The organism is Pseudomonas sp. KH_046_1 (assembly GCF_057839025.1).
Map to the genome: position 1 here is coordinate 4,643,695 of NZ_CM174481.1, position 23,987 is coordinate 4,667,681.

Consider the following 23,987-nt stretch of genomic DNA (forward strand, 5'->3'; position numbering starts at 1 on the left):
CGATAGCGCACGGACAGCCAACATCAATGTTGAATGTCACGGCCTCATCGCGAGCAGGCTCGCTCCTACAATGGATCTGGGGAGGTCTCAGGATTTGAAACAGGCCTTGCTGAGTTTTTCCAGCACCCGGTCCGCACGGCTTTCAGCCTCGGCCATGTTGGTTTGCCACTCTGCAACACAGGGTTGCAAATCCGCTTCCCGTTCAGCCATGGCCAGCCATTGCACGCAATCGTGCCAGTCACCCAGCGCGCCCTGGGCCGATTTCAATCGGGGCATGGCTGCTTTTGGCAAACGGTCCAGCTCGGGGTAAGCGTCGATGCCATAGCGCACGCGCTTGATCAGCAGGCGCAGCCGATGACGGTCGTGGGTCGGATCGTGCAGTGCCTCGTCGAGTTTTTTCCACTGCTTGCCCAGGCGTTTTTCGATGCGCTTGCGCAGGCCCTTGAGCAATCCCTGGCGCTGGGCGGCACGCAGAAAACGCGGAAACGCATCGAGGACGATCAACATTTGCGCGAGTTCGGGGCTGGCCGCCACGGCCGGATAGGCCTCGGCCATTTGCGCCATGCGCCACTGTGCGGCTTGGGGTTGATGGTGCTGGAGCAGGTACGCCGCCAGCACTTCGCGATCACGTAATGGCGTGGTCAGATCGCCCACCCGAGAAGCTGCCGCTTCCAGTTGTTCGACGCCAGGCAGCCCGCGCAAGGGTCGCAACAGGCTGCGTAACCGACGCATGGTTGTGCGCAGATCGTGTAACGCTTCAGGGTCAGTACGCTCTTTCAGGCGGGCCTGACAGGCCAGCAGACGAACTTCCAGGCCCAGAACCTGAGCCACCAACCGATCGATCATGGGGGTTTACTCCGTAAACAGCGCCAGGTTGCAAGCTCCAGGCTGCAAGCTCAATGGGTCTTGCAGATTGCAGCTTAGAGCTTGTAACCGCTTTTCGCTTTTAACGCCCCGCGCGCGACTCACGAATATAGAAACGAGCCTTCTCGGCTTTTTTGGTGCAGCCTTCGAACCCCTCGAATTGCTGCTGGGTCTTGGCCGCGGTCAACAGCGACAGGGCCTTGGAGTAGCTGACGGTCCCGGCGAAACCTTCGGCTTTGGCCAGATCCAGTTCATGCCATGCCGCATCCAGGTTACTACCGCAACTGTCGCGATAAGCGGTTTTGCCGGCACAACCGGCGAGCGCCAAGGCAATCAATGGCACGCAGATCCAGGCTTTCATCATTCACTCCTCAAGAATAGGTCAATAGTCATGCAGGTAAGACGGTGTGGCACCTGAAAAGTGCCGTTGGTCCGCTGTGCAAACTATAGCGCTGACGAGAATAACCATGTGCCGCCATGGAGTGTCGAAAATACGACGCTCTTGTCCCCCCGAACGACCATGGCGATTGAAGCATGGCCCTCGATGGGTGCATTGTTGAACCATTGAAACGAGGGCGATCCATGAAAAAGCGTGTCGCACTGGTATTGGGCTCGGGTGGAGCCCGGGGTTATGCACATATTGGGGTCATTGAAGAGATCGAACGGCGCGGCTATGACATTGCCTGTATCGCCGGTTGCTCCATGGGCGCGGTGGTGGGTGGGATCTACGCCGCCGGCAAACTCAATGATTACCGCGACTGGATCGAGAGCCTGGATTATCTCGACGTGTTGCGCCTGGTGGACGTCAGTTTTCGCCTGGGGGCGATTCGTGGCGAGAAAGTCTTCGGGCAGATCCGCAAGATCGTCGGCGAGGTCAACATCGAAGATTTGCGTATCCCCTACACCGCGGTTGCCACCGACCTGACCAACCAGCAGGAAATCTGGTTCCAGGAAGGTTGCCTGCATCAGGCCATGCGCGCCTCGGCAGCGATTCCCAGCCTGTTTACCCCGGTGATGCAGGGCAACCGCATGCTGGTCGATGGCGGCATTCTCAACCCGCTGCCGATCGTGCCGGTGGTGTCGAGCCATTGCGACTTGATCATCGCGGTCAACCTCAACTCCACCAACCAGCGCCACTATCAATTGCCGATCATCCAGCGTCCCGCCGCCTTCAAGACCCGCTTCGACAGCCTGATCAACTCCGTCGGCTCGAAGTTGCCGTTCCGGCGCAAACAGGCCGAGCAATTGTTGATTCTGGAACAGGAAGCCTTGAAGGCCGAAGGTGCGGAGCTCAACCCGTGGATCGAATCCGCCGAGCCAGAAGCGCAGCAACCCGCGGCCGCTCCGCAAGCCAGTGGCGCACCCCGCTCCGCCACCGGTTCGTTCATCATCGACAACGTCGGGCCGGCGTCCTTGCTGGATTTGATCAACCAGAGTTTCGAGGTGATGCAGACGTCGCTGGCGCAGTACAAGATTGCCGGGTATCCGCCGGACATCCTGATCAACGTGCCCAAACGCGTGTGTCGGTTTTTCGAGTTCTACAAGGCGCCGGAGTTGATCGCATTGGGACGGGAGATTGCGCGGGATACGCTGGATAGATACGAGAACGAGCGGGATTCCTGAAGTTCTCGAGTGAATTTGAGGACCTCTTCGCGGGCAAGCCCGCTCCCACAGGGTCTCGGGTGTTCATAAATAATGTGTTCACCATCGATCCACTGTGGGAGCGGGCTTGCCCGCGATGGGGTCAGATCAGGCAACGAAGATCTAAAGGCTGCCCTCACTCAACAACCGATACCCCACCCCAGCCTCAGTGACGATGAACCTGGGTTGGGTCGGGTCATCCGCGAGTTTCTGGCGCAAGTGCCCGACCACGATACGCAAGTAGTGAGTGTCTTCGGTGTGGGTCGGTCCCCAGATGTCCTTGAGCAATTGCTGCTGGGTGATCACCCGCCCCGGATGCCGCGCCAGTTGCGCCAGCACCGCGTATTCCTTGCGGGTCAGCGCGACTTCGACACCGTCGAGCAACACCCGGCGATACGCCAGGTCGACCATCAACGGACCGAAGCTCAGTGCTGCTTGTTGCATCTCGCCTGCGGGCGCCTGGCGCAATAACGCCCGAATCCGCGCGAGGAACTCCTGAATGCCGAACGGCTTGGTCACGTAGTCATTGGCGCCGCCATCCAGGGCTTCGACTTTCTGCCCTTCACTGGCGCGCACGGAGAGCACCAGCACCGGCACCGTCGACCACTCGCGAAAATCGCGCAATACCTGTTGGCCGTCCATGTCCGGCAAGCCGAGGTCGAGCACCAGCAAGTCCGGCTTGTTCAACGCGGCTTGCGCCAATCCTTCACTGCCGGTACCCGCCTCCAGCACTTTGTAGCCTTGGGAAGCGAGGCTGATGCGCAGGAATTTGCGGATCTGCGGTTCGTCGTCAATGACCAAAATGGTCGAGGTCTGGCTCATGAATTCACATCAACACAAAGAAGTGGCAAGAGAGTAGCGCAAGCGCGATCAGGCTTCACTTTCGTATCCCGGTTGAGCCTGTAGCGGCAGGTGCAACGTGATACAGGTGCCGCGCCCCTCGATGCCGTCGGCGACGCTGATGCGCCCGCCATGGGCACCGACCATGCCCTGACAAATCGCCAGCCCCAGCCCGGTGCCCTGCCCGCCACGATCACCTCGCGCCGCGGTGTAGAACATGTCGAAAATCTTCGCCCGTTCCTCTTCCGGTATCCCCGGGCCCTCATCGCAGACCGAGAAAAACAGCTCAGTGTCATCGGCCCCGGCGCGCAATTGCAAACGCCCGTGGGGCGGCGAAAACCGCGCGGCGTTTTCCATCACGTTGACCAGTGCCTGTTCGATCAGCGCGGCATGCACATACAGCAGCGGTAGCTCGGCCGGCACGTCGGTGCTGACCTGCAACGGCGCAAGGACTGCCCGCAGGCGATTGCGCGCACTGCCGACGATGTCTGCCGGTGACACCCAGTCCCGCGCCAGCTTCAAGGCACCGTGGCCGAGACGGGTCATGTCGAGCAGGTTTTGAATGTAGCGGTCCAGGCGCTCGGCTTCATCGCGGGTGCCTTCGAGCAGTTCACGTCGATCCTCCAGCGGGATCGCTTCCCCCAGGGCCAGCAGGCTGTCGATACTGCCGCGCATGGACGTCAGCGGTGTACGCAAATCATGGGACACCGACGCCAGCAAGGCGCTGCGCAGTTGCTCGGTTTCGCCGTGCAGCCGCGCCGCTTCCAGATCATCGGCCAGTTGCGCCCGGGCCAGCGCCTGGGCCAGCGGCTGGCTCAGCGCGGTCAACAAGCGTCGGCGCTGGCCGCTCAAGGTCTGGCCTTCCCTGGCGCACACGCCAAGCAACGCGAGCGGGCCGTCCTCCACCGACAATGGCCACCACCACCAGCGGCCGAACGGCAAGGTGCCGGTGCCGGCACCCGCGGGTTGATCGTGCTGCCAGGCCCAATCGGCGGCGGCGCGCTCGGCTTCGCTGAACTCCAGGGGGCCACCGGTTTCGACTTTCCAGCCGCTTTGCCCGTCGCGATTGAGCAGGCACAGTTGCACATCGCTCCAACCATTGAGGTGCTGGGCAGCCGCGCTGACCACGGCCTGGCGGTCGGTGGCGGCGGTGAGTTTGCGTGATAGGTCGAGCAATTCGGTGGTCTCTTCCTGGGTATCGCGCAGTGCCTGCAATTGCCTGCGCTGGCGCGCTGCGAGATTGCCGGTGAGGGCCGCCATCAGCAGGAAGAACAGCAAGGTCAGTACGTCTTCTTCGCGCTGGATGCTGAAAGAGAAATTCGGTGGAATGAACAGGAAGTCATAGGTCAGGAACGACAGCGCCGCACAAGCCAGCGCCGGTCCGAGGCTGCTGCGCACCGCCACCAGCAACACCGCTGCAAGGAACACCAGGGAGATGTTCGGCAGTGGCAGCACGCTCGCCACGGCCCAGGCCAGGGCGCTGGCCAGAACCGTCGCGACAACGGCCAATGCGTAGTCGAACCAGACCAGTGAATGCATCGACCTCTGATGGGGTTGAAGCTGTTGATGATCGCTGTCGAGAACGTTGATTTCCAGTCCGCGTGCATTACGCAGCAATCGCGCCGCAAGCCCGCCACCGAACAGACGTCGGCGCAACCGCGGCCGGGACTGACCGACCAGCACCAGGCTGGCGCGGCGTTCGGCGGCATGCTGGATCAGGGTTTTCGCCACTTCACCGGCGCGCAGCAACACCACTTCGCCGCCCAGGCGCTCGGCCAGTTGCTGGGCGCTCTGCAGACGCAGGCGGGACTGTTCGTCACGCACGCGGCCGTTGTCCACGTGCACCAGGCTCCAGGGCAGGTGCCGCCGCTGGGCCACGCGACTGGCATGGCGCACCAGGCGCTCGGCCTGGGCATCGCCATCGACCCCTACCAGCAAACGCCCGCGCACGGCCGGCGCCGCTTGCCCCAACTGGCGATACCCTTGGGCCAGATCGTTATCGACCTGAGCCGCCGCGGTTTGCATCGCCAGTTCGCGCAGGGCCGTGAGGTTGGTCTGGGAAAAGAACGCGTCAATGGCCGCCCGCGCCTGCTCCGGCACATAGACCTTGCCATCGCGCAGGCGCTCCAGTAGTTCCCGCGGCGGCAAGTCGATCAGCAGCAGTTCATAGGCTTCCTGCAACACCCAGTCCGGCAGAGTCTCGCGGACCTGCACGCCGGTGATGCCGCGCACCTGGTCGTTGAGGCTTTCCAGGTGCTGGACGTTGACCGTGGTGTACACGTCAATGCCGGCGGCGAGCAGTTCCTGAATGTCCTGCCAGCGTTTTTCGTGACGGCTGCCGGGTGCGTTGGTGTGCGCCAGTTCGTCGACCAGCACCAGCTTCGGTTTGGCGAGGAGCAGACCGTCGAGGTCCATTTCTTCAAGCAACACGCCACGGTACTCGGAACGTACCAACGGCTGCTGCGACAAGCCGCCGAGCAGTGCTTCGGTTTCGGCCCGGCCGTGGGTTTCGACGACGCCGGCGATCACTTTCACCCCTTGGCGCAACTGGGTGTGGGCCGCTTGCAGCATGGCGTAGGTCTTGCCGACACCCGGCGCGGCGCCGAGAAATACCTTGAGCCGGCCACGGCCATCGCGGGGCAGGTCTGCTAACAGCGCGTCGGCGCGGCCGGAGTTGCTCATGCTTGGGAATCTCTTTTTTCAGATGTTGTTGTGGTGATTGTGAGGCCGTCATCGCGAGCAGGCTCGCTCCCACAATTGGAATGCATACTCCTGTGGGAGCGAGCCTGCTCGCGAATGGCTGCGCCGCCGATCTACAGGTTTTCCAGCGCCCGATTCAACTCAAGCACATTCACCACCGGCGGGCCTACCAATGGCTGCTCGACGTGAGCATCCAGCAGTTGTTGCAGTGTCGCGACCGGCAAGTTGCGCGCCGTCGCGACACGCGCCAGTTGATAGGCAATCGCCGCCGGTGGCAAGTGCGGATCGAGACCGCTGCCGGAGGTAGTGACCAGCGCCAAGGGCACCGGCCCCTGGCCTGGCACCAGCAGTTTGCTGGCATCGTCAATCACCCGTGTCGCCAGCGCCGGGTTGCTCGGCGACAGGTTGCTGGCACTACTCGACACGGTGGCAAAGGCACCGGCCGAAGGACGCGGGTGGAACCAGGCGTCGCCGACGAAATCCTGGGCGATCAGCGAGGAGCCGCGGATCTTGCCCTCGGCATCCCGCACCAGGCTGCCGTTGGCCTGATCCGGGAACGCGACCTGGGCCACGCCGGTGACCACCAGTGGATAGGCGACGCCGGTGATCAGCGTCATCAGGACCAGCAGGCTCAGGGCCGGACGTATCAATGTGGACATTTCAAAATCCTCGAATTCACAAGTCAGGTACACCGTGGCGCATCCATCGCGAGCAAGCTCGCTCCCACAGGGTATGAGGTGCTTTTGTGGGAGCGAGCTTGCTCGCGATGGCGGCTTATCTGGCACACCACGCAGTCAAACCAGATGCAACGCCGTCAACAGCATGTCGATCGCCTTGATGCCCACGAACGGCACCAGAATCCCGCCCAGGCCATAGATCAGCAGATTGCGCCGCAGCAACGCCGCCGCACTCGCCGCTTGAACCCGCACACCGCGCAGCGCCAGCGGAATCAGCACCACAATGATCAAGGCGTTGAACACGATCGCCGAGAGAATCGCGCTCTGCGGACTGCTCAGGTGCATCACGTTGAGCACGCCCAGTTGCGGATAGATCGCGGCGAACAGTGCCGGCAGAATCGCGAAGTACTTGGCCACGTCGTTGGCGATGGAAAAGGTCGTCAGCGCACCGCGGGTGACCAGCAACTCCTTGCCGATCTGCACCACGTCCAGCAGCTTGGTCGGGTCGCTGTCGAGGTCGACCATGTTGGCCGCTTCACGGGCCGCTTGCGTGCCGTCGTTCATCGCCATGCCGACGTCCGCCTGGGCCAGGGCCGGTGCGTCGTTGGCGCCGTCACCGCACATGGCGACCAGACGACCGTCGTCTTGCTCGTGACGTATGCGCGCCAGTTTTTTCTCCGGCGTGGCTTCCGCCAGCACATCGTCCACACCCGCTTCAGCGGCGATGGCAGCGGCGGTCAACGGGTTGTCGCCGGTGACCATGACGGTGCGGATCCCCAGCTTGCGCAACTCGGCGAAACGCTCGCGGATACCGGGCTTGACCACGTCCTTGAGGTGGATCGCACCGAGCAACTTGCCGTCGGCACACACCAGCAACGGGGTGCCGCCGCTTTGGGCGATCTTGTCGATTTCACGGGACAACGGTACAGCCAGATCAGCGCGCTTGAGGCCCACGAACGCCAGCAACGAATCCACCGCGCCTTTGCGGTACACACGCCCTTGATAGTCGACACCGGACAAGCGGGTTTCGGCACTGAATGGCACAGCTGTCAGCACCTCAGCGGACGGTTCCGGTTGCGGATGAGTGCCACGCAGGTACTCGACGATCGACTTGCCTTCCGCAGTGTCGTCGGCCAGCGAAGCCAGCAATGCGCCCTCGGCCAGTTCTCCGGCTGTCACGCCAGGCGCGGCATACACCGCCGAGCAACGACGGTTACCGAAGGTGATGGTGCCGGTCTTGTCCAGCAGCAGAACGTGCACGTCCCCCGCCGCTTCCACCGCACGACCGGATTTGGCGATCACGTTCAGGCGCACCAGGCGATCCATCCCGGCGATACCGATGGCCGACAGCAAACCGCCGATGGTAGTCGGAATCAACGTGACCAACAGCGCCACAAGGAACACCAGCGGCAGGCTGCCATTGGCGAAGTGGGCGAATGGTTGCAGGGTCACCACGACCAGCAGAAAGATCAGGGTCAGGCCGATCAGCAGGATGTCCAGCGCCACTTCGTTTGGGGTTTTCTGGCGTTTGGCGCCTTCGACCAGGGCGATCATGCGGTCCAGCGTCGACTCGCCGGGGTTGGCGGTGATCTTCACCAGCAGCCAGTCGGACACCAGCCGTGTGTTGCCGGTGACGGCCGAGCGGTCGCCGCCGGACTCGCGGATCACGGGGGCCGATTCACCGGTAATCGCTGCTTCGTTGACCGCCGCGATGCCTTCGATCACCTCACCGTCACCGGGGATCATCTCCCCCGCTTCGACGCGCACCACATCGCCTTTGCGCAGGTTGGCGGCGGGCACCACCTGAAAGCTGCCGTTGCCGGTTTTGCGCCGGGCGCTGAGGCCTTCGCTGCCGGCCTTGAGGCTGTCGGCGCGGGCCTTGCCACGACCTTCGGCCAAGGCTTCGGCGAAGTTGGCAAACAGCACGGTGAACCACAGCCACACCGCGATTTGCGCGGCGACGAAAGTCGGCACCGCCGTGTCGGGAATGAAGCACAACACGGTGGTCAGGATCGCCGTCAGTTCGACCACCAGCATCACCGGAGCACGCTGCAATTGCCGTGGGTCGAGCTTGACGAAGGCTTGCACCAGCGCCGGACGCCACAGGGCCGAGATCGCGGTTTTCGGTTGTTCCGGCGCCTTGGCGAGGACCGGTTTTGTTACGGGCATATTCATCATTTGCTCCTCAGAAGAGAACCGGCTCAGAAGCCCATGCTCAAATGTTCTGCGATCGGGCCCAGTGCCAAAGTCGGCAGGAAGGTCAAACCACCCACCAGCAAAATGGTCACGGTCAGCAGGGTCACGAATAGCGGGCCGTGGGTCGGGAAGCTGTTTTGTCCAATCGGCGCGGTTTTCTTCATCGCCAGGCTGCCGGCCAGGGCCAGTACCGGGAGGATGTAGCCGAAGCGACCGATCAACATGCCCAGGCCCAGCATCAGGTTGTGGAAGGGGGTGTTGGCGCCGAAACCACCAAACGCCGAGCCGTTGTTGGCACTGGCCGAGGTGTAGGCGTAGAGCAACTGGCTGAAACCGTGTGGACCGGGGTTACTCACAGCAGCGACCGGGCCTGGCAGGCTGGCGGCGATCGCGCTGAGCACCAGTACGCCAATCGGCATGACCATCAGGGTCACCACCAGCAATTGCACCTCCCTGGCCTGCAGTTTCTTGCCGAGGTATTCCGGAGTACGGCCGATCATCAGGCCGGCAAGGAACACCGCGATCAACACGTTGAGCAACATGCCGTAGAGCCCGGCACCAACGCCGCCGAAGATCACTTCGCCAACCATCATGTTGACCAGGGCCACCATGCCGCTCAGCGGGTTGAGGCTGTCGTGCATGCCGTTCACCGAACCGTTGGACGCGGCCGTGGTGGTCACCGACCACAACACAGTGGCGGTAGTGCCCAAGCGCGCTTCCTTGCCTTCCAGCGGTGCGGTCTGTTCGACGGCGACGTTGTTCAGGGCCGGGTTCGGCTGGTATTCAGCCCACAGCGAGGTTGCGCCGCCGATCAGGAACAGCGCCAGCATGCAGGCGATGATCGCGCGGCTCTGACGCAGGTCCTTCACGTAATGGCCGAAGGTGAACACCAGCGCGACGGGGATCAGAATGATCGAGGCCATTTCGAACAGGTTGCTCCACGCCGTCGGGTTCTCGAACGGATGCGTCGAGTTCACGCCGAAGAAACCGCCACCGTTGGTGCCCAATTGCTTGATCGCAATCTGGCTGGCAGCAGGCCCCAGGGGAATGACTTGGTCGACGCCCTGCACCGTCACCGCGTTCACATACTGCGCGAAGGTTTGCGGCACGCCCTGCCAGACCAGATACAGCGCCAGCAGCAGGCACAGCGGCAACAAGCCATAGAGGGTGGCGCGGGTCATGTCGACCCAGAAGTTGCCCAGGGTCCGGGTGGATTTGCGACCGATACCGCGGCACAGCGCGACCAGTACCGCCAGACCGGTAGCGGCGCTGACGAAGTTCTGCACGGTGAGGCCAACCATCTGGCTCAAGTAGCTCAGGGAAGCTTCGCCGCTGTAGGCCTGCCAGTTGGTGTTGGTCATGAAGCTGACGGCAGTGTTGAACGCCAGCGTCCACTCCTGACCCGGCAGGTTCTGCGGGTTCAGCGGCAAGTGGTCCTGGAACAACAGGATCGTGAAAAGCAACAGGAAACCTGCGAGGTTGAAAGCGAGCAAGGCCAGAGCGTATTTCTGCCAGCTCTGCTCAGTTTGCGGGTCAACCCCGGCCAGCCGGTAACAGCCACGTTCGACCGGCCCGAGGACCGGCGACAGCCACGTGCGCTGACCTTCCATTACCTTGTAGAAGAAGCGCCCGAGAAACGGCGCCGGGACCAATACCAGGGCGAAAAAACCGAGGATCAGCCAATAGTCATAACTGTGCATAGCCGCTCCTAGTTCCGGTCCGCGCGCAGCAGCGCAACCAACAGATAAATGAACAGCCCCACTGCGAGCAGCAGCGACACCCCGTCCAGAACGCTCATGGAAGTTCTCCGTGTTACGGCGTATTGCCGCGTGTGGAGTCATTGTCGGCAGGGAGGCTGTAAAGGAACGAGATCGAGGGTGCGCGCCAGGCATAAAGAAAGCGTAAATAGTGGGTTTACGCCGGGTTACAGGGTGCGGGGGAGGAGCTCCGGGGCGGAAAATCCGGGAGTGTCGCAGGTAGAACTCTAAATTGTGCGCGAGAGTAGTGAGTGAAGGCTGCAAGTCATGGATAATCCCGCCCGATTGGCGCGACGCAGCCGAATGGGGTCAAGAACTCTTGCACCTCCCCGCTCGCGCCTGCAAGCTACTGCTATTCGCATTACTGAAGAAGGCTGGCCCAACGTGCGTATCCTTATTACCGGCGGAGCCGGTTTCATAGGCTCGGCCCTTGTCCGCGAGCTGATTCAACACACTGAGCATGATGTGCTCAACCTGGACAAACTGACGTATGCCGGCAATCTCGAATCGCTGACCAGCATTGCCAACGACACTCGCTACGAGTTCGTTCAGGCCGATATTGTCGATCAAGCGACCGTCAGTGCAGTGCTGGCGCGTTTCCAGCCTCACGCGATCATGCATCTGGCAGCGGAGTCCCACGTCGATCGTTCCATCGACGGGCCATCGGAATTCATCCAGACCAACATTGTCGGCACCTACAGCCTGCTCGAAGCCGCCCGTGCTTATTGGCAAGCCCTCCCGGAGCCTGAGAAAAGCGCCTTCCGCTTTCATCACATTTCCACTGACGAGGTTTACGGCGACCTGCACGGTGTCGACGATCTGTTCACGGAAACGACGCCCTACGCGCCGAGCTCGCCCTACTCCGCCAGCAAGGCAGCGTCCGACCACCTGGTCCGTGCCTGGCAGCGAACCTATGGCTTGCCGGTGCTGCTGACCAATTGCTCGAACAATTACGGGCCGTTCCACTTCCCCGAGAAACTGATTCCGCTGGTCATCCTCAATGCCTTGGCCGGCAAGCCGCTGCCGGTGTATGGCAATGGCCTGCAAGTGCGCGACTGGCTGTTCGTCGAAGATCACGCCCGGGCACTGCTCAAAGTGGTGACCACCGGCAGCGTCGGCGAGACCTACAACATCGGCGGGCACAACGAACAAAAGAACATCGACGTGGTGCGTGGCATCTGCGCCCTGCTTGAAGAACTGGCACCGCACAAGCCTGAGGGCGTTGCGCATTACGCCGACCTGATCACGTTCGTCCAGGATCGCCCTGGTCATGACCTGCGCTACGCAATCGACGCCAGCAAGATTGAACGCGAACTGGGCTGGGTACCCGAAGAGACCTTCGAAACCGGCCTGCGCAAAACCGTTCAATGGTACCTGGACAATATGGAATGGTGCCGCCGCGTTCAAGACGGCAGCTATCAGGGCGAACGCCTTGGCGCCATCAACCCCAAGGAGCTGCTCGCATGATGAAAGGCATCGTTTTGGCGGGTGGCTCGGGCACGCGCCTGCACCCGATTACGCTTGGAGTGTCGAAACAGCTGTTGCCGGTCTACGACAAGCCAATGATCTACTATCCGATCTCCGTGCTGATGCTGGCAGGTATCAAGGATATTCTGCTGATCTCCACCCCGCAGGATCTACCCCAGTATCGCAATCTGCTGGGTGACGGCAGCCAGTTCGGGGTGAACTTCAGCTTTGCCGAGCAGCCGTCACCGGACGGTCTGGCCCAGGCTTTTCTGATCGGCGAAGAGTTCATTGGCGATGACCCCGTGTGCCTGATCCTGGGCGACAACATCTTCCATGGTCAGCACTTTGGCGAACAATTGCAGAACGCGGCAAAACGCACTTCCGGCGCCACCGTGTTCGGCTACTGGGTCAAGGACCCCGAGCGCTTCGGCGTAATCGATTTCGACAAAGATGGCCGTGCGCTTTCGATCGAAGAGAAACCGAAAAAGCCGAAATCCAGCTATGCCGTTACCGGCCTGTATTTCTACGATAACGATGTGATCGAGATTGCCAAGGCGGTGAAGCCTTCGCCTCGCGGCGAGCTGGAAATCACCGACGTCAACAATGCCTATCTGCAACGTGGCGATCTGCAGGTCGAGCGTTTTGGTCGAGGATTCGCCTGGCTCGACACCGGCACCCACGATAGCTTGCTCGAAGCCTCTCAGTACGTGCAAACCATCGAACACCGCCAGGGCCTCAAAGTCGCCTGCCTCGAAGAGATAGCCTATGAACATGGCTGGATCGACCGCGAACAGTTGCTGGAGCGTGCCCGGTACTTTGGCAAAACCGGGTATGGCCAGTACCTGGCCAAACTGGCGGGGGAAGAGCAATGAACCTGTGCGAGTCCGGTTTGCCCGGTAACGAGACTGGACTGTTCCCGTGAAAATACTCATCAATGGCCGACACGGTCAGGTTTCACATGAATTGCAACGGCGACTGGGGGCTGTCGGCGAACTGATCGTATTGGGTCGCGATCAGCTCGATCTCGCGCAACCCGATCAGATTCGCCGTCAGGTGCAAAACGTCCGGCCCGATCTGATCATCAACGCCGCGGCCCATACAGCGGTTGATCTGGCAGAAAGCGAGCCGCAATCAGCCTTTGCCATTAACGCGGTAGCTCCCGGCATCCTTGCCGAAGAAGCGCTGGCGCTCGACATTCCGTTGGTACATTACTCCACGGACTATGTATTCGACGGGATGAAAGTCGGGCCTTACAACGAGGACGACACGCCAAATCCGCTCGGGGTGTACGGCAAGAGCAAACTGGCCGGTGAGCAGGCCATCAGGGACGTGCAAGGTAAACATCTGATCCTGCGTACCAGTTGGGTCTATTCAACCCATGGCCGCAACTTTCTGCTGACGATGCAGCGTTTGCTGCAAGAGAAACCGGAGTTACGCGTAGTCGCCGATCAAATCGGCGCACCTACATGGGCCGGTACAATCGCCAACAGCACCCTTGCCCTGATTGAACGCTGGCAGGCGAACGACGTTGCCAACTGGGGTACTTATCACCTGAGCGCTCAAGGTGAAACCTCCTGGTTCGGCTTCGCCCAGGCGATCGGCGAAGCATTGCGACAACAGGGCAAGCCCTGCGCCGACCTGTTGCCGATCCCGTCCAGCGACTACCCGACACCCGCAGCCCGGCCGCTCAACTCGCGCCTGGATTGCAGTCGCTTGCAACGCGATTGGGGTGTCAGTCAACCTGACTGGCAAACGGCGTTGCGCGAGTGCCTCACTCAGCAAGCCTGAGCATCAACCGCTGCCCGCACCTGCATTGAAATACCAAACCTGCGAGTTGCAGCGGTGTTGGGGAGCGGGTATGCGGGCTTGCTCGCGAAAGCCGCATTTGCAACAACTGCGCCCCTGATTGACGCACAAAATTCGTGCATCCAGTGGCGAACATCCCCGATACGACAGCTTTCAGCCCATTACGACGCACAATCGCGATATGGCACGCCCACTGCACTGGCCTCCCCCGAGCTTTCCAAACCACTCAGGGAGCAAACCCATGAATACACAACTCAAACCCACGCTGGGCACCTTACATCTGTGGGGCATTGCGGTCGGGCTGGTGATTTCCGGAGAGTATTTCGGCTGGAGCTATGGCTGGGGCGTGGCCGGGACCTTGGGCTTTCTGGTGACCTCGTTCATGGTCGCCACCATGTACACTTGCTTCATCTTCAGTTTCACCGAACTGACCACTGCCATTCCTCACGCTGGCGGTCCCTTTGCCTACAGTCGTCGCGCCTTTGGCGAGAAAAGCGGTTTGATCGCCGGGCTGGCGACACTGATCGAATTCGTCTTCGCCCCACCGGCGATTGCCCTGGCCATCGGCGCCTACCTCAATGTCCAGTTTCCAGCCCTGGACCCGAAACACGCGGCAGTCGGTGCCTACATCGTGTTCATGGGCCTCAACATCCTCGGCGTGAAACTGGCAGCGACCTTCGAACTGGTGGTCTGCGTATTGGCCGTTGCCGAATTGCTGGTGTTCATGGGCGTGGTCGCCCCGGCATTCAGCTTCAGCCATTTCGCCCTCAATGGCTGGGCCGGTTCCGACGTATTCGGTGCTCCGGCGATTGCCGGGATGTTCGCGGCGATCCCCTTTGCCATCTGGTTCTTCCTCGCCATCGAAGGCGCAGCCATGGCCGCCGAAGAAGCCAAGGACCCGAAACGCACGATTCCCAAGGCTTACATCAGCGGTATTCTGACCCTGGTGCTGCTGGCGATGGGTGTGATGTTCTTCGCCGGTGGCGTCGGGGACTGGCGCACCCTGTCGAACATCAACGACCCGCTGCCACAGGCAATGAAAACCGTGGTCGGCGAAAGCTCGGGCTGGCTGCACATGCTGGTGTGGATCGGCCTGTTCGGTCTGGTGGCGAGTTTTCACGGGATCATCCTCGGCTACTCGCGGCAGTTCTTCGCCCTCGCCCGGGCCGGTTACCTGCCGGTATCCCTGGCCAGACTGTCGCGTTTTCAAACCCCGCACCGGGCGATCATCGCCGGTGGTGTGATCGGCATTGCAGCCATCTACAGCGACGGCTTGATCAACCTCGGCGGCATGACACTGACCGCCGCAATGATCACCATGGCCGTGTTCGGCGCCATCGTGATGTACATCATGAGCATGCTCAGCCTGTTCAAACTGCGTAAAACCGAGCCGAACCTGGAGCGCACCTTCCGCGCCCCCTGCTACCCGTTGGTACCGTTCATTGCACTGATGCTGGCGGTGGTTTGCCTGGTGGCGATGGCCTGGTTCAACACGTTGATCGGCCTGATCTTCCTGGGCTTCATGGCGGCAGGTTTTGTGTACTTCATGCTCACCGCGCAATTGCGTGCCGACGCACCGGCGGATGCGATGCTGACCGGACTTTGAAAGCGTAACAGGCATAGAATGGGGGTGATAGCGATGGAACTGCGATGAAACCCCATCACTCAAAGTGGTATGCACGATCGGTTGGCGAGCCCTCGCCAACCCGCCTGCTTTCAAGGAGAGTCCTATGCCCTGGTATGCCTGGTTGATTCTGGTCGTTGCCATTGGCTCGATCGTTGGTGGTCTGATGATGCTGCGCGACACCGCCAACAAGGTCGAACTGACCGAAGAGCAACGCAAGCGCGTCGCCGAACGCAATGCGGAAATGGACGCCAAGGAAGCGCAGGACCGCTGACTGAAAACCCCGCCTTGAACGGCGGGGTTTGTTTTTGCGTGAAATCTCCTGAAATCACGCCGCTTTGCACCCATATCGAAGCATCTGCATGTTTTTTAGAAGTAGAAGTACAGTCACCATGCAATTTTCATTGGTTAATATGGCCGCATTGATGCGGAGATATCAGATGCGTTACTCGCAGGACCATAAAGCCCAGACCCACCAACGCATAATCAAGGAAGCTTCAGCGCGATTTCGACGCGACGGTATCGGCGCGACCGGACTGCAACCTCTGATGAAGGCACTGGGTTTGACCCACGGTGGCTTTTACTCGCACTTCAAGTCCAAAGACGAACTGGTAGAGAAAGCCTTGCAAGAGGCTGGCGTACAAGTCGACGAGTTGTGCGCACAAATCTTCGCCAGGGAACAGCCACTCGAAGCCTTCATCGACGCTTATCTGTCCGAATGGCATCAAACTTCACCTCAGGAAGGCTGCCCGCTGCTGACTATTTCTTCGGAACTGGGGCTGCGTGGTCAACCGAGTCCGACCAGCGACGTCGTACTCCAGGCGCGACTCGATCAGATCCAGCACACCCTTGACGGAGAGCGCACCGACGAACGCAGCATCGTCATCATGTCTACGCTGGTCGGCGCCTTGCTGTTATCGCGCAGCGTCGCCGACGCCGAGTTTGCCCAACGGATTCTCGACGTCGCACGCGATCACCTCAAGCACTCGCAGGATTAACCCTGCCAACGCTTGAACAGCACACTGGCATTGACCCCGCCAAATCCGAAGCCGTTGGACAACGCGTATTCGATGGCCATCGGCCGCGCGTTGCCATGAACGATGTCGACACCTTCAGTGGCAGGGTCCGGGTTCTCGAAATTGAGGGTCGCCGGCACGATCTGGTCACGGATCGCCAGCAGCGTAAAGATCGCTTCGAGTCCACCCGCTGCACCGAGCAAATGCCCGGTCGCCGACTTGGTCGATGTCACGGCGATGCCGTTTTGTGCACCGAACAACGCCTTGATCGCCGCCAGCTCACCCAGATCCCCCACTGGAGTAGAGGTTGCATGAGCATTCAGATGCTGAACCTGAGCCGGTGAAACACCTGCCTGCGCCAATGCCAACGACATCGCTCGCCGCGCACCGCTGCCGTCTTCGGGGCCGGCGGTCAGGTGATAGGCATCGGCGCTGGTGCCGTAGCCGACCAGCTCCGCCAGCGGGTGGGCACCCCGGGCCAGCGCATGATCCAGAGACTCGATGACCAGCAGCCCGGCCCCTTCTCCCATGACAAATCCATCGCGACCACTGTCGAAAGGTCGCGAAGCGCGCTCAGGCGTTTCGTTGTAAGCGCTGGACAAGGCGCGAGCAGCGGCAAACCCGGCCAGGCTGACCCGATCGATCGCCGCTTCCGCGCCGCCGCAAACTGCGATGTCCGCCTCACCCGCACGAATCAACCGCGCTGCGTCGCCAATCGCCTGAACCCCGGCGGCGCATGCCGTGACCGGCGCGCCCAATGGCCCCTTGAAGCCATGCTGGATCGACACATGACCTGCCGCGAGGTTGACCAGAAATGAAGGGATAGTGAATGGAGACAAACGTTTCGGACCACGGCTATCGGTTGTGCGCACCGCGTCGGCAATCGCGCCGAATCCACCCACACCTGAACCGATGATAGTGGCCGTGCGCTCCTGGGCATTGGCGTCCAATGCTTGCCAGCCGGCTTGCTCCAGTGCCTGACGCGCCGCTTCCATGGCGAACAGGATGAAGCGGTCCATCTTTTTCTGTTCCTTGGGCGGGGTCGCCCGGTCCGGATCGAACCCCGCCTCCGGATCGTCAGCCAGCGCAGGCACTGCGCCGCCAACCTTGGCCGGCAGATCGGCAACCACCTCTTGCGGTAAATTACGCAGCCCGGAGCGTCCGGCCAACAGCCGCGCCCAGACTGCTTCGACACCGCTCCCCAGCGGTGACACCAGGCCCATGCCCGTTACAACCACACGACGATCACTCATACCGCAATACCTCAGTCGATTAGGGGCGTTTCATTTGTAACGCGCAGCGGCTTTGCTTTTGGAAAGATTGGGCGCCATCACATGGCGTGCCGCAACAAAGGCATCCCAGTCGGCGGCATCCGGCAGCGAAGGAATGGTGACCAACTCGCCCTGATCCAGACCCGACAGTGCCGCGTCGACCATCTCGCCCGCTTCCATGACCATCTCGGCCGGAATCTGCGAAGCATCGATACCAGAGCGTTCCCAGATTTCGGTACGTGTGACGCCTGGCAGAACGGCTTGAACCTTGACGCCAGTGCCCTCCAGTTCGGCGTTCAAAGACTGAGTCAAGCTCAGAACATATGCCTTGCTGGCACTGTACGTCGCATTGAAACGCTCAGGGAACAGCGCGACAACTGAAGCAATATTAATGATCGTTCCTCGCCCCGCCTTGGCAAAGCTTGCGGCTGCTGCTGAGGCAAGCCGCGTGACGGTTGTGACGTTCAACTGAATCAAGCGTTCCAGTTGATCCAGATTGGCATTAGCCAATAGTCCATCCGCAGCCACACCCGCGTTATTGAGCAAGAGGCTGATACTTGAATCGCTGCGTAACCGTTGTTCGAGCTTCAGAACGTCCTCGCTTTGGGTCAAATCGGCCTTGAGCACTTCCACCTGAACACCATGCTCGGCGCGCAGCTTGCTGGCGGCGGTTTCTAGGCGATCCTGATCGCGAGCAACCAGCAGCAAATTAAAACCACGCGCAGCCAAACGCTTGGCGTAGATCGCCCCAATGCCGGATGAAGCTCCAGTGACGAGGGCTGTACCTTGGAACTGAGTAGTATTCATGACTATGCTCCTGGGGACACGAGGATGAGAACAAGGTTTTTATTATAAGCATAATTCAAAGGTTTTATTACACACATAATTTTAGTGCGCGGACAAGCGGACAAGCGGACAAGCCAAAAAATATGGCCCCTTCCTGTCCCTTCCTTCAGCACAACGGTAATTCGAACGCTTACAGCAGCGCATCAAAGACCTGGCCGCTGCCCTCCATGGATTCTGCCGGCTCCGCCGAGTAGGAATAGACTGCATAAATAGCAGTTTAACTTGTCAACAGCTTGCCGCCAGAATGTAGATACGGGAGAATGCAAAATATTTCTAAATATTTTTCACCAACACAGTCAGCGAAGACCGATAGAGCATTTCTCAACGCCAGCTGACTTTTTGTGACTTGAGGGTTTCATGAACTTCCCTACAAAAATACGTCCTGACAGTGAGCGTCATGAAATCGATATTACAGAATTTCTTCGCGACTTATGGAACCAAAGAAGGATTATTCTACTCTTCACCGGGCTTTCCACAGCAGCCGCAATAACTTATGTATTAACGGCGCAACCTCAATATAAAGTTCAGAACGAAATCAGGCCTGCAGCGACTGCAGATTTGGATATGTTAAACGAATCCGGTCTTTATAAGATTCAACCAGAGCAAGCCTTAAGACGTATTGGTTCGTCCATGGGTTCTTATACCGAACGTTTAAGTTTCTTCCAGACCAATCCGGATTTACTCGCCTCCATACAAACCGACGGCGAGTCAATCGAAGAGACACTCGAACGTTTCAATACTAATGCGTTTACGATTGAGCAAATCGATCCTAAAAAAACCTCTAATCTTTCAGAGGCAATTCGATTTAGCGTAGAGTATCCATCTGGCGTGAATGGGGTGGCTATTGTTAACAACTTTACCGACTTTGTAGTCAAGCGCGAAAAAGAGAAGGTCGAAGCGGACTTTAAAACTCTTGTTGAGAACCGGATCGCGCAAACAGAAAGAAAGCTGTTATCCAAGAAAGCTGCATACGAAGCCAACAAAGACTCGGAAATTGCAGAACTCCTTGAAAAGGATCAGTTAAAAAAAGAAACTCTACAAGACGAACTCAAAGCCCTACGGCAACAATTGCAAACTCGTCGACAAAATCGTGTGAAACAGTTGGATGAGGCTATATCGATTGCCAAAAAGCTGGGAATTGTTGCGCCTACCACCCCATCTGCCCTTGGAGAGGCTGGACAGACAAGGCAAGGCAACATGATTCGTACAGAAGTAAGCAACCAACAAATACCTCTTTATTTTATGGGTCAGTCGGCACTTGAAGCAGAGCGCACAACACTCATCTCCCGAAACTCTGATGACTTTACTGAACCTCGCGTTGATGAAATCCAGAAAGAGCTCAGCCTCCTCGCCAATAACCGAAAAGTTGCCCTGCTTAAACAGCGTAATAACGAAGAACTGTTCTTAAAAGGCTTAGGCGAGATCCGGGAAGAGCTGACACACCTGAAAAACCTGCATGTCAATTTTGAACAATTTAATCTGGTTAATATCGACAGACCGGCGTCCCCCCCGCAAGGCCCTATCAAACCGAAGAAAGCGTTAATCGTTGGCTTAGGTTTGATATTCGGACTGATGCTCGGAACAATGCTCGCTGCTGCCCGGACAATCATGCTGCCTAAAAAAACCGACTGACAAACGCACTGCAGGCTAAAAGCTGCAAGCTTATTTCCCGCTCCAATAAAAAGGCCGATCAATGATCGGCCTTTTTTCTGACTCTCGCGATTAATTCACTTCAATCTTGTCTCGGTTACTTTCCAGAATTGCCTTACCAATCCCCTTGACCTCAAGGAGTTCATCCACTGACGCAAACGGCCCATTATTGTCACGGTACGCAACAATTGCCTTGGCCTTCGCCTCCCCAACACCGGCCAGCTCACGTTGAAGTGTTGGTGCATCTGCACCATTGAGATCAACTTTATAGGCCTTCGCTCTAGTAGCAGTTTCCGTGACCACGGAAGACTCAACAGCTTTAGCTTCCGGAGCAGCAATAGCTGCAACAGAAGCGCCGCTCAAAAGGGCAAAAACCAAAGAGTAGAAGTAACCTTTACGCATGATGATGCTCCATGACATGAATTGAAAGAAGAAGCTTTTCCTAAGCTGCTCTCTAAACTTAGGCTATGTCATGGGACTGTCAAAAATGTGTACGTTTCAGAATATGAAACAATCAGGGTTCGAGGCGGCGCTGCTGGTAGATCCAGTCGACAATCTCTCCGTCTGGGGCATAGCCGCTGACCGTGTCGCGCAACAGCTGGCGGACGCGCGCATAGTCGTCCTGATCCACCGCAGCGAGCAACTCGGTCAACTTGACCTTCAGCAAATCCCAGGACAGGTGATCCTCGTTGGCCGTCATGATCATCGGGTGCTGAGTGGCCGCCACGTTGTCACCGATCAGCAGCTCTTCGTAGAGCTTCTCGCCCGGACGCAGCCCGGTGAATTCGATAGCGATGTCACCATTCAGGTTTTTTTCCGAGCGGACGCTCAGGCCGGACAAATGGATCATCTTCTCGGCCAGCTCGACGATCCTCACGGGCTCGCCCATGTCCAGGACAAAAACATCACCGCCCTGCCCCATGGAGCCCGCCTGAATCACCAGCTGCGCCGCTTCAGGGATGGTCATGAAGTAACGAGTGATCTTCGGATGGGTAACCGTCAATGGCCCGCCCGACTTGATCTGTTTGTGAAACAACGGAATGACCGAACCAGAAGACCCCAGAACATTGCCAAAACGTACCATGGTGAAGCGCGTCTTGTTTACCCGCGAAACGTTGGTGTCGTCACCGAATAATACGGGGGCAAGTTCTCGACTGAGCGCCTGCAGCATCAACTCGGCCAGCCGCTTGGTGCTGCCCATAACATTGGTCGGGCGCACGGCCTTGTCTGTCGAGATCAGGACGAAGTTGGCAACACCTGACTTCAAGGCAGCCTCGGCCGTATTGAGCGTACCCACCACGTTGTTCAGCACGCCTTCAGCAATGTTGTGCTCAACCATCGGCACGTGTTTATACGCGGCGGCATGGTAGACAGTGTCTACCCGCCACGTTTTCATCACGTCGAACAACTTCTCCGGATTGCGCACGGAACCGAGAATCGGCAATAGACGGACGGACAAAGACTCACGAGCAATCCGCTGTTCAAGTTCGGACAAGATGCTGTAGAGATTGAATTCACTGTGCTCGAACAACAGCAACGTAGTTGGATGCAGGGCAAGAATCTGTCGGCATAACTCTGAACCGATGGAGCCACCGGCCCCGGTGACAAGAACAGACTGTCCCTTGATGCAATGTTCAAGCAGGTCGCCCTGGGCCGGAACCGCATCCCGGCCCAAGAGGTCAGCGATATCCACTTCCTGGATGTCGTCGACCTTTACCCGACCGCTGGCCAGGTCCATGAAACCGGGAACGCTTCGAACGTGAAGCGGGAAACCTTCGAGATAACCAAGAATTTCACGCCGCCGCCCACGGTTTGACGAAGGGATGGCCAGCAGGACTTCCTGGGCCCCGGTGTTATCGATCATCTGCTGGATATGCTTGGGTTTATAGACCTGCAAACCGGAAATAACCCTGTCGGCAATCCCGCTATCGTCATCGATAAACGCCACCGGGCGCATGAGGCGCCCCATCCGCAAGGCAGCGACCAACTGGTTACCGGCTGAGCCCGCACCGTAAATGGCAACTTTCGGCAAGCCATCGTCCCGATTGGTAAACGGGACATGCTGAGCCGCACTGAACCAGTCGCCCAAGAAGTACTGACGCATGCCCAGGCGAAGCCCGCCGATCATGATCAGACTCAACCACCAGTAGTTGAAAATGATTGAGCGTGGAACGACGTTTTGGTGATTGCTATACCAATAAACAACTACGCCAAGAATCAGCGACGACAAGCTGACCGCTTTGATGATCGCAATCAACGCATCGTTGCCGAAGTAGCGCATGACTGCGCGATACATGCCAAATCGGATGAACAACGGGATTGCAACTACCGGGGCACTCAAAAAAAGCCAGGTATGGACGATCAGTGGATTGACCATATCATCAATGCCGAGGCGAACCAGAAAAGCCAACCACAACGCTGCCCACACGAGAACGACGTCGGCCGTAACCTGAATGAGCCGTTTTTGACGGCGTGACAGCTCAAGCAACAGTTTGCGCAATTTATCCATAACCCCGTCGTACACCTCGAACCACTCCCCATGACCTTGCTCGGTCAGTGTACATCTCCAGACGCACTCGTTAACTCAAATAATCATAAATCAGCTATTGAGGGCCTGGTTTTTTTCGACTTCACCCGCATGAAACTTGATCGCCAGAATCACGAGAGGGAGGTAGGCGATTATCAGCCCCAGCACACCATCTACTCCAAAGGAAGTCACGCAAACCGCAACGGGTAGCAACCAGCCGACATTGATTGCTCCGACAGCAAGAGTGACTGGCAAATGCTTGCGATACCGGCGTGATGCAAACTGATAGGCGTGACTACGATGAGCTTCATAAACTTTGTCACCGCGAACCAGACGACGAATCAAGGTAAAGGTTGCGTCTACAACAAACACCCCCAACAGGATCAGCCAGGCCCAGAGCAACTGCGGTGCTATCCAGGCAGCCTGAATCGTGATGACACCGAGCACCATGCCGATGAATCCGCTTCCAGCGTCTCCCATGAAGATGCGTGCAGGGGGAAAATTCCAGAACAGAAATCCTCCAACCGCCATCGCCAACAGTCCAGGAACCCACATCTGGCTTTCGAATCCATTCAGCCAATAAAGCAGACAAGCACCCAGGCACGCCGAAATCGCTTCAACACTGGCTATACCATCGATTCCGTCCATGAAATTGTAAAGATTGAGCATCCAGACAAGATAGACCGCTGCCAGGATGCATCCCAGCCAACCAAGATCCACAGCCAATCCAAACAAGGTAATCGGAGGTAGACCTCCCAGGCAGAACAAGACCCAGGCGGCCGCACAGAAATGGCCTAACAAGCGCCAACGTGCTGCTATATGACCATGATCATCTATGAAGCCGATAATTGCGATCAGGCCACCTGCCCCCCCGATAGCGATCAACAGTGGCATGGTTGCCAACTGCGCCCATGCCAGAAATGGCAGCGCCAACAAAAATGCGACGACGATCGCGACACCGCCGCCCCTGGGAGTGGGTACTGAATGAGAACTTCGAGCATTGGGGACGTCGACAATACTTCGCGCCAGTGCATAACGACGTAATACAGCTGTCAATATTAAGGAAACACTCGCCACTGCAGGAATTAACCACCAATAGATCATT

Annotated in this window: 21 protein-coding genes; 8 read left to right on the top strand and 13 right to left on the bottom strand. The window is 58.7% G+C overall.

Annotated features, from left to right (window positions below):
- Positions 1 to 87: 87 nt before the first annotated feature.
- Positions 88 to 846, bottom strand: a complete 759-nt coding sequence (locus AC3IT9_RS21230) for a CHAD domain-containing protein (protein ID WP_150726271.1) — start codon at positions 844 to 846, stop codon at positions 88 to 90.
- 100 nt (positions 847 to 946) lie between these two features.
- Positions 947 to 1,225, bottom strand: coding sequence for a hypothetical protein (locus tag AC3IT9_RS21235; RefSeq protein ID WP_034150181.1), 279 nt, complete (start codon positions 1,223 to 1,225; stop codon positions 947 to 949).
- A 221-nt stretch (positions 1,226 to 1,446) separates the two neighbouring features.
- On the opposite strand from AC3IT9_RS21235, the gene AC3IT9_RS21240 reads away from it, so the two are divergent.
- A complete protein-coding gene (locus AC3IT9_RS21240) occupies positions 1,447 to 2,487 on the top strand; it encodes a patatin-like phospholipase family protein (RefSeq protein WP_489270952.1) in 1,041 nt (346 codons plus the stop codon).
- Positions 2,488 to 2,628: 141 nt separating this feature from the next.
- Here the strand turns inward: AC3IT9_RS21240 and AC3IT9_RS21245 are convergent, their stop codons facing one another.
- The 6 genes from AC3IT9_RS21245 to kdpF all read right to left on the bottom strand — a co-directional run bounded on the left by AC3IT9_RS21245 (position 2,629) and on the right by kdpF (position 10,716).
- Positions 2,629 to 3,327 (bottom strand): response regulator, encoded by a 699-nt coding sequence (locus AC3IT9_RS21245; protein ID WP_489270953.1) that lies wholly within the window; start codon positions 3,325 to 3,327, stop codon positions 2,629 to 2,631.
- A gap of 48 nt (positions 3,328 to 3,375) precedes the next feature.
- A complete protein-coding gene (locus AC3IT9_RS21250; protein ID WP_489270954.1) occupies positions 3,376 to 6,027 on the bottom strand; it encodes a DUF4118 domain-containing protein in 2,652 nt (883 codons plus the stop codon).
- A gap of 131 nt (positions 6,028 to 6,158) precedes the next feature.
- Positions 6,159 to 6,704, bottom strand: coding sequence for a potassium-transporting ATPase subunit KdpC (gene kdpC / locus AC3IT9_RS21255; RefSeq protein WP_150726267.1), 546 nt, complete (start codon positions 6,702 to 6,704; stop codon positions 6,159 to 6,161).
- 135 nt (positions 6,705 to 6,839) lie between these two features.
- Positions 6,840 to 8,897, bottom strand: coding sequence for a potassium-transporting ATPase subunit KdpB (kdpB, locus tag AC3IT9_RS21260; protein WP_489270956.1), 2,058 nt, complete (start codon positions 8,895 to 8,897; stop codon positions 6,840 to 6,842).
- 26 nt (positions 8,898 to 8,923) lie between these two features.
- Complete coding sequence (gene kdpA, locus AC3IT9_RS21265; RefSeq protein WP_150726265.1) at positions 8,924 to 10,618, bottom strand: potassium-transporting ATPase subunit KdpA; 1,695 nt, start codon at positions 10,616 to 10,618, stop codon at positions 8,924 to 8,926.
- 8 nt (positions 10,619 to 10,626) lie between these two features.
- A complete protein-coding gene (gene kdpF, locus AC3IT9_RS21270; protein ID WP_007899818.1) occupies positions 10,627 to 10,716 on the bottom strand; it encodes a K(+)-transporting ATPase subunit F in 90 nt (29 codons plus the stop codon).
- A gap of 343 nt (positions 10,717 to 11,059) precedes the next feature.
- On the opposite strand from kdpF, the gene rfbB reads away from it, so the two are divergent.
- The 6 genes from rfbB (at position 11,060) to AC3IT9_RS21300 (ending at position 16,570) form a co-directional block, all read left to right on the top strand.
- On the top strand, positions 11,060 to 12,142 hold the full coding sequence (rfbB, locus tag AC3IT9_RS21275) for a dTDP-glucose 4,6-dehydratase (RefSeq protein ID WP_150726264.1): 1,083 nt from the start codon (positions 11,060 to 11,062) through the stop codon (positions 12,140 to 12,142).
- Positions 12,139 to 13,014, top strand: coding sequence for a glucose-1-phosphate thymidylyltransferase RfbA (gene rfbA, locus AC3IT9_RS21280; protein WP_150726263.1), 876 nt, complete (start codon positions 12,139 to 12,141; stop codon positions 13,012 to 13,014). Before rfbB ends, rfbA begins: the two co-directional genes overlap by 4 nt.
- Positions 13,015 to 13,060: 46 nt before the next feature.
- Positions 13,061 to 13,930 carry a dTDP-4-dehydrorhamnose reductase gene (gene rfbD / locus AC3IT9_RS21285; RefSeq protein WP_489270957.1) on the top strand — a complete coding sequence of 290 codons (870 nt, stop codon included), beginning with the start codon at positions 13,061 to 13,063 and terminating at the stop codon, positions 13,928 to 13,930.
- A 259-nt stretch (positions 13,931 to 14,189) separates the two neighbouring features.
- Positions 14,190 to 15,554, top strand: a complete 1,365-nt coding sequence (gene eat, locus AC3IT9_RS21290) for an ethanolamine permease (protein ID WP_489270958.1) — start codon at positions 14,190 to 14,192, stop codon at positions 15,552 to 15,554.
- Positions 15,555 to 15,678: 124 nt separating this feature from the next.
- Positions 15,679 to 15,846, top strand: coding sequence for a DUF2897 family protein (locus AC3IT9_RS21295; RefSeq protein ID WP_079246726.1), 168 nt, complete (start codon positions 15,679 to 15,681; stop codon positions 15,844 to 15,846).
- 166 nt (positions 15,847 to 16,012) lie between these two features.
- On the top strand, positions 16,013 to 16,570 hold the full coding sequence (locus AC3IT9_RS21300; protein WP_489270959.1) for a TetR/AcrR family transcriptional regulator: 558 nt from the start codon (positions 16,013 to 16,015) through the stop codon (positions 16,568 to 16,570).
- On the opposite strand, the gene fabF is transcribed toward AC3IT9_RS21300, so the two are convergent.
- Together fabF and AC3IT9_RS21310 are read right to left on the bottom strand one after the other, a co-directional pair.
- A complete protein-coding gene (gene fabF, locus AC3IT9_RS21305; RefSeq protein WP_489270960.1) occupies positions 16,567 to 17,841 on the bottom strand; it encodes a beta-ketoacyl-ACP synthase II in 1,275 nt (424 codons plus the stop codon). The two genes, AC3IT9_RS21300 and fabF, sit on opposite strands and share 4 nt — an antisense overlap.
- Positions 17,842 to 17,871: 30 nt before the next feature.
- Positions 17,872 to 18,666 (bottom strand): SDR family NAD(P)-dependent oxidoreductase, encoded by a 795-nt coding sequence (locus AC3IT9_RS21310; RefSeq protein ID WP_150726258.1) that lies wholly within the window; start codon positions 18,664 to 18,666, stop codon positions 17,872 to 17,874.
- A gap of 396 nt (positions 18,667 to 19,062) precedes the next feature.
- On the opposite strand from AC3IT9_RS21310, the gene AC3IT9_RS21315 reads away from it, so the two are divergent.
- Complete coding sequence (locus AC3IT9_RS21315; protein WP_489270961.1) at positions 19,063 to 20,337, top strand: Wzz/FepE/Etk N-terminal domain-containing protein; 1,275 nt, start codon at positions 19,063 to 19,065, stop codon at positions 20,335 to 20,337.
- Between the two features lie 90 nt (positions 20,338 to 20,427).
- Here AC3IT9_RS21315 and AC3IT9_RS21320 read toward each other — a convergent pair whose 3' ends face one another.
- The 3 genes from AC3IT9_RS21320 to AC3IT9_RS21330 all read right to left on the bottom strand — a co-directional run bounded on the left by AC3IT9_RS21320 (position 20,428) and on the right by AC3IT9_RS21330 (position 23,986).
- Entirely contained in the window at positions 20,428 to 20,757 is a 330-nt protein-coding gene (locus tag AC3IT9_RS21320) for a ComEA family DNA-binding protein (protein ID WP_150726256.1), read from the bottom strand.
- 112 nt (positions 20,758 to 20,869) lie between these two features.
- Positions 20,870 to 22,864: a polysaccharide biosynthesis protein gene (locus tag AC3IT9_RS21325; protein WP_489270962.1), complete on the bottom strand. Its 1,995-nt coding sequence runs from the start codon at positions 22,862 to 22,864 to the stop codon at positions 20,870 to 20,872.
- A gap of 90 nt (positions 22,865 to 22,954) precedes the next feature.
- Positions 22,955 to 23,986, bottom strand: a complete 1,032-nt coding sequence (locus AC3IT9_RS21330) for an MraY family glycosyltransferase (RefSeq protein ID WP_489270963.1) — start codon at positions 23,984 to 23,986, stop codon at positions 22,955 to 22,957.
- Position 23,987: the final 1 nt, after the last annotated feature.

Excerpts from the sequence above, each read along its gene's own strand:
- AC3IT9_RS21320 (WP_150726256.1), bottom strand. The coding sequence starts at position 20,757 with ATGCGTAAAGGTTACTTCTACTCTTTGGTTTTTGCCCTTTTGAGCGGC.
- AC3IT9_RS21235 (WP_034150181.1), bottom strand. The coding sequence starts at position 1,225 with ATGAAAGCCTGGATCTGCGTGCCATTGATTGCCTTGGCGCTCGCCGGT.
- AC3IT9_RS21250 (WP_489270954.1), bottom strand. The coding sequence starts at position 6,027 with ATGAGCAACTCCGGCCGCGCCGACGCGCTGTTAGCAGACCTGCCCCGC.
- AC3IT9_RS21300 (WP_489270959.1), top strand. The coding sequence starts at position 16,013 with ATGCGTTACTCGCAGGACCATAAAGCCCAGACCCACCAACGCATAATC.
- kdpB (WP_489270956.1), bottom strand. The coding sequence starts at position 8,897 with ATGAATATGCCCGTAACAAAACCGGTCCTCGCCAAGGCGCCGGAACAA.
- AC3IT9_RS21315 (WP_489270961.1), top strand. The coding sequence starts at position 19,063 with ATGAACTTCCCTACAAAAATACGTCCTGACAGTGAGCGTCATGAAATC.
- AC3IT9_RS21245 (WP_489270953.1), bottom strand. The coding sequence starts at position 3,327 with ATGAGCCAGACCTCGACCATTTTGGTCATTGACGACGAACCGCAGATC.
- rfbA (WP_150726263.1), top strand. The coding sequence starts at position 12,139 with ATGATGAAAGGCATCGTTTTGGCGGGTGGCTCGGGCACGCGCCTGCAC.
- AC3IT9_RS21240 (WP_489270952.1), top strand. The coding sequence starts at position 1,447 with ATGAAAAAGCGTGTCGCACTGGTATTGGGCTCGGGTGGAGCCCGGGGT.
- kdpC (WP_150726267.1), bottom strand. The coding sequence starts at position 6,704 with ATGTCCACATTGATACGTCCGGCCCTGAGCCTGCTGGTCCTGATGACG.
- fabF (WP_489270960.1), bottom strand. The coding sequence starts at position 17,841 with ATGAGTGATCGTCGTGTGGTTGTAACGGGCATGGGCCTGGTGTCACCG.
- AC3IT9_RS21310 (WP_150726258.1), bottom strand. The coding sequence starts at position 18,666 with ATGAATACTACTCAGTTCCAAGGTACAGCCCTCGTCACTGGAGCTTCA.
- AC3IT9_RS21330 (WP_489270963.1), bottom strand. The coding sequence starts at position 23,986 with ATGATCTATTGGTGGTTAATTCCTGCAGTGGCGAGTGTTTCCTTAATA.
- eat (WP_489270958.1), top strand. The coding sequence starts at position 14,190 with ATGAATACACAACTCAAACCCACGCTGGGCACCTTACATCTGTGGGGC.
- AC3IT9_RS21230 (WP_150726271.1), bottom strand. The coding sequence starts at position 846 with ATGATCGATCGGTTGGTGGCTCAGGTTCTGGGCCTGGAAGTTCGTCTG.
- AC3IT9_RS21325 (WP_489270962.1), bottom strand. The coding sequence starts at position 22,864 with ATGGATAAATTGCGCAAACTGTTGCTTGAGCTGTCACGCCGTCAAAAA.
- kdpA (WP_150726265.1), bottom strand. The coding sequence starts at position 10,618 with ATGCACAGTTATGACTATTGGCTGATCCTCGGTTTTTTCGCCCTGGTA.
- AC3IT9_RS21295 (WP_079246726.1), top strand. The coding sequence starts at position 15,679 with ATGCCCTGGTATGCCTGGTTGATTCTGGTCGTTGCCATTGGCTCGATC.
- kdpF (WP_007899818.1), bottom strand. The coding sequence starts at position 10,716 with ATGAGCGTTCTGGACGGGGTGTCGCTGCTGCTCGCAGTGGGGCTGTTC.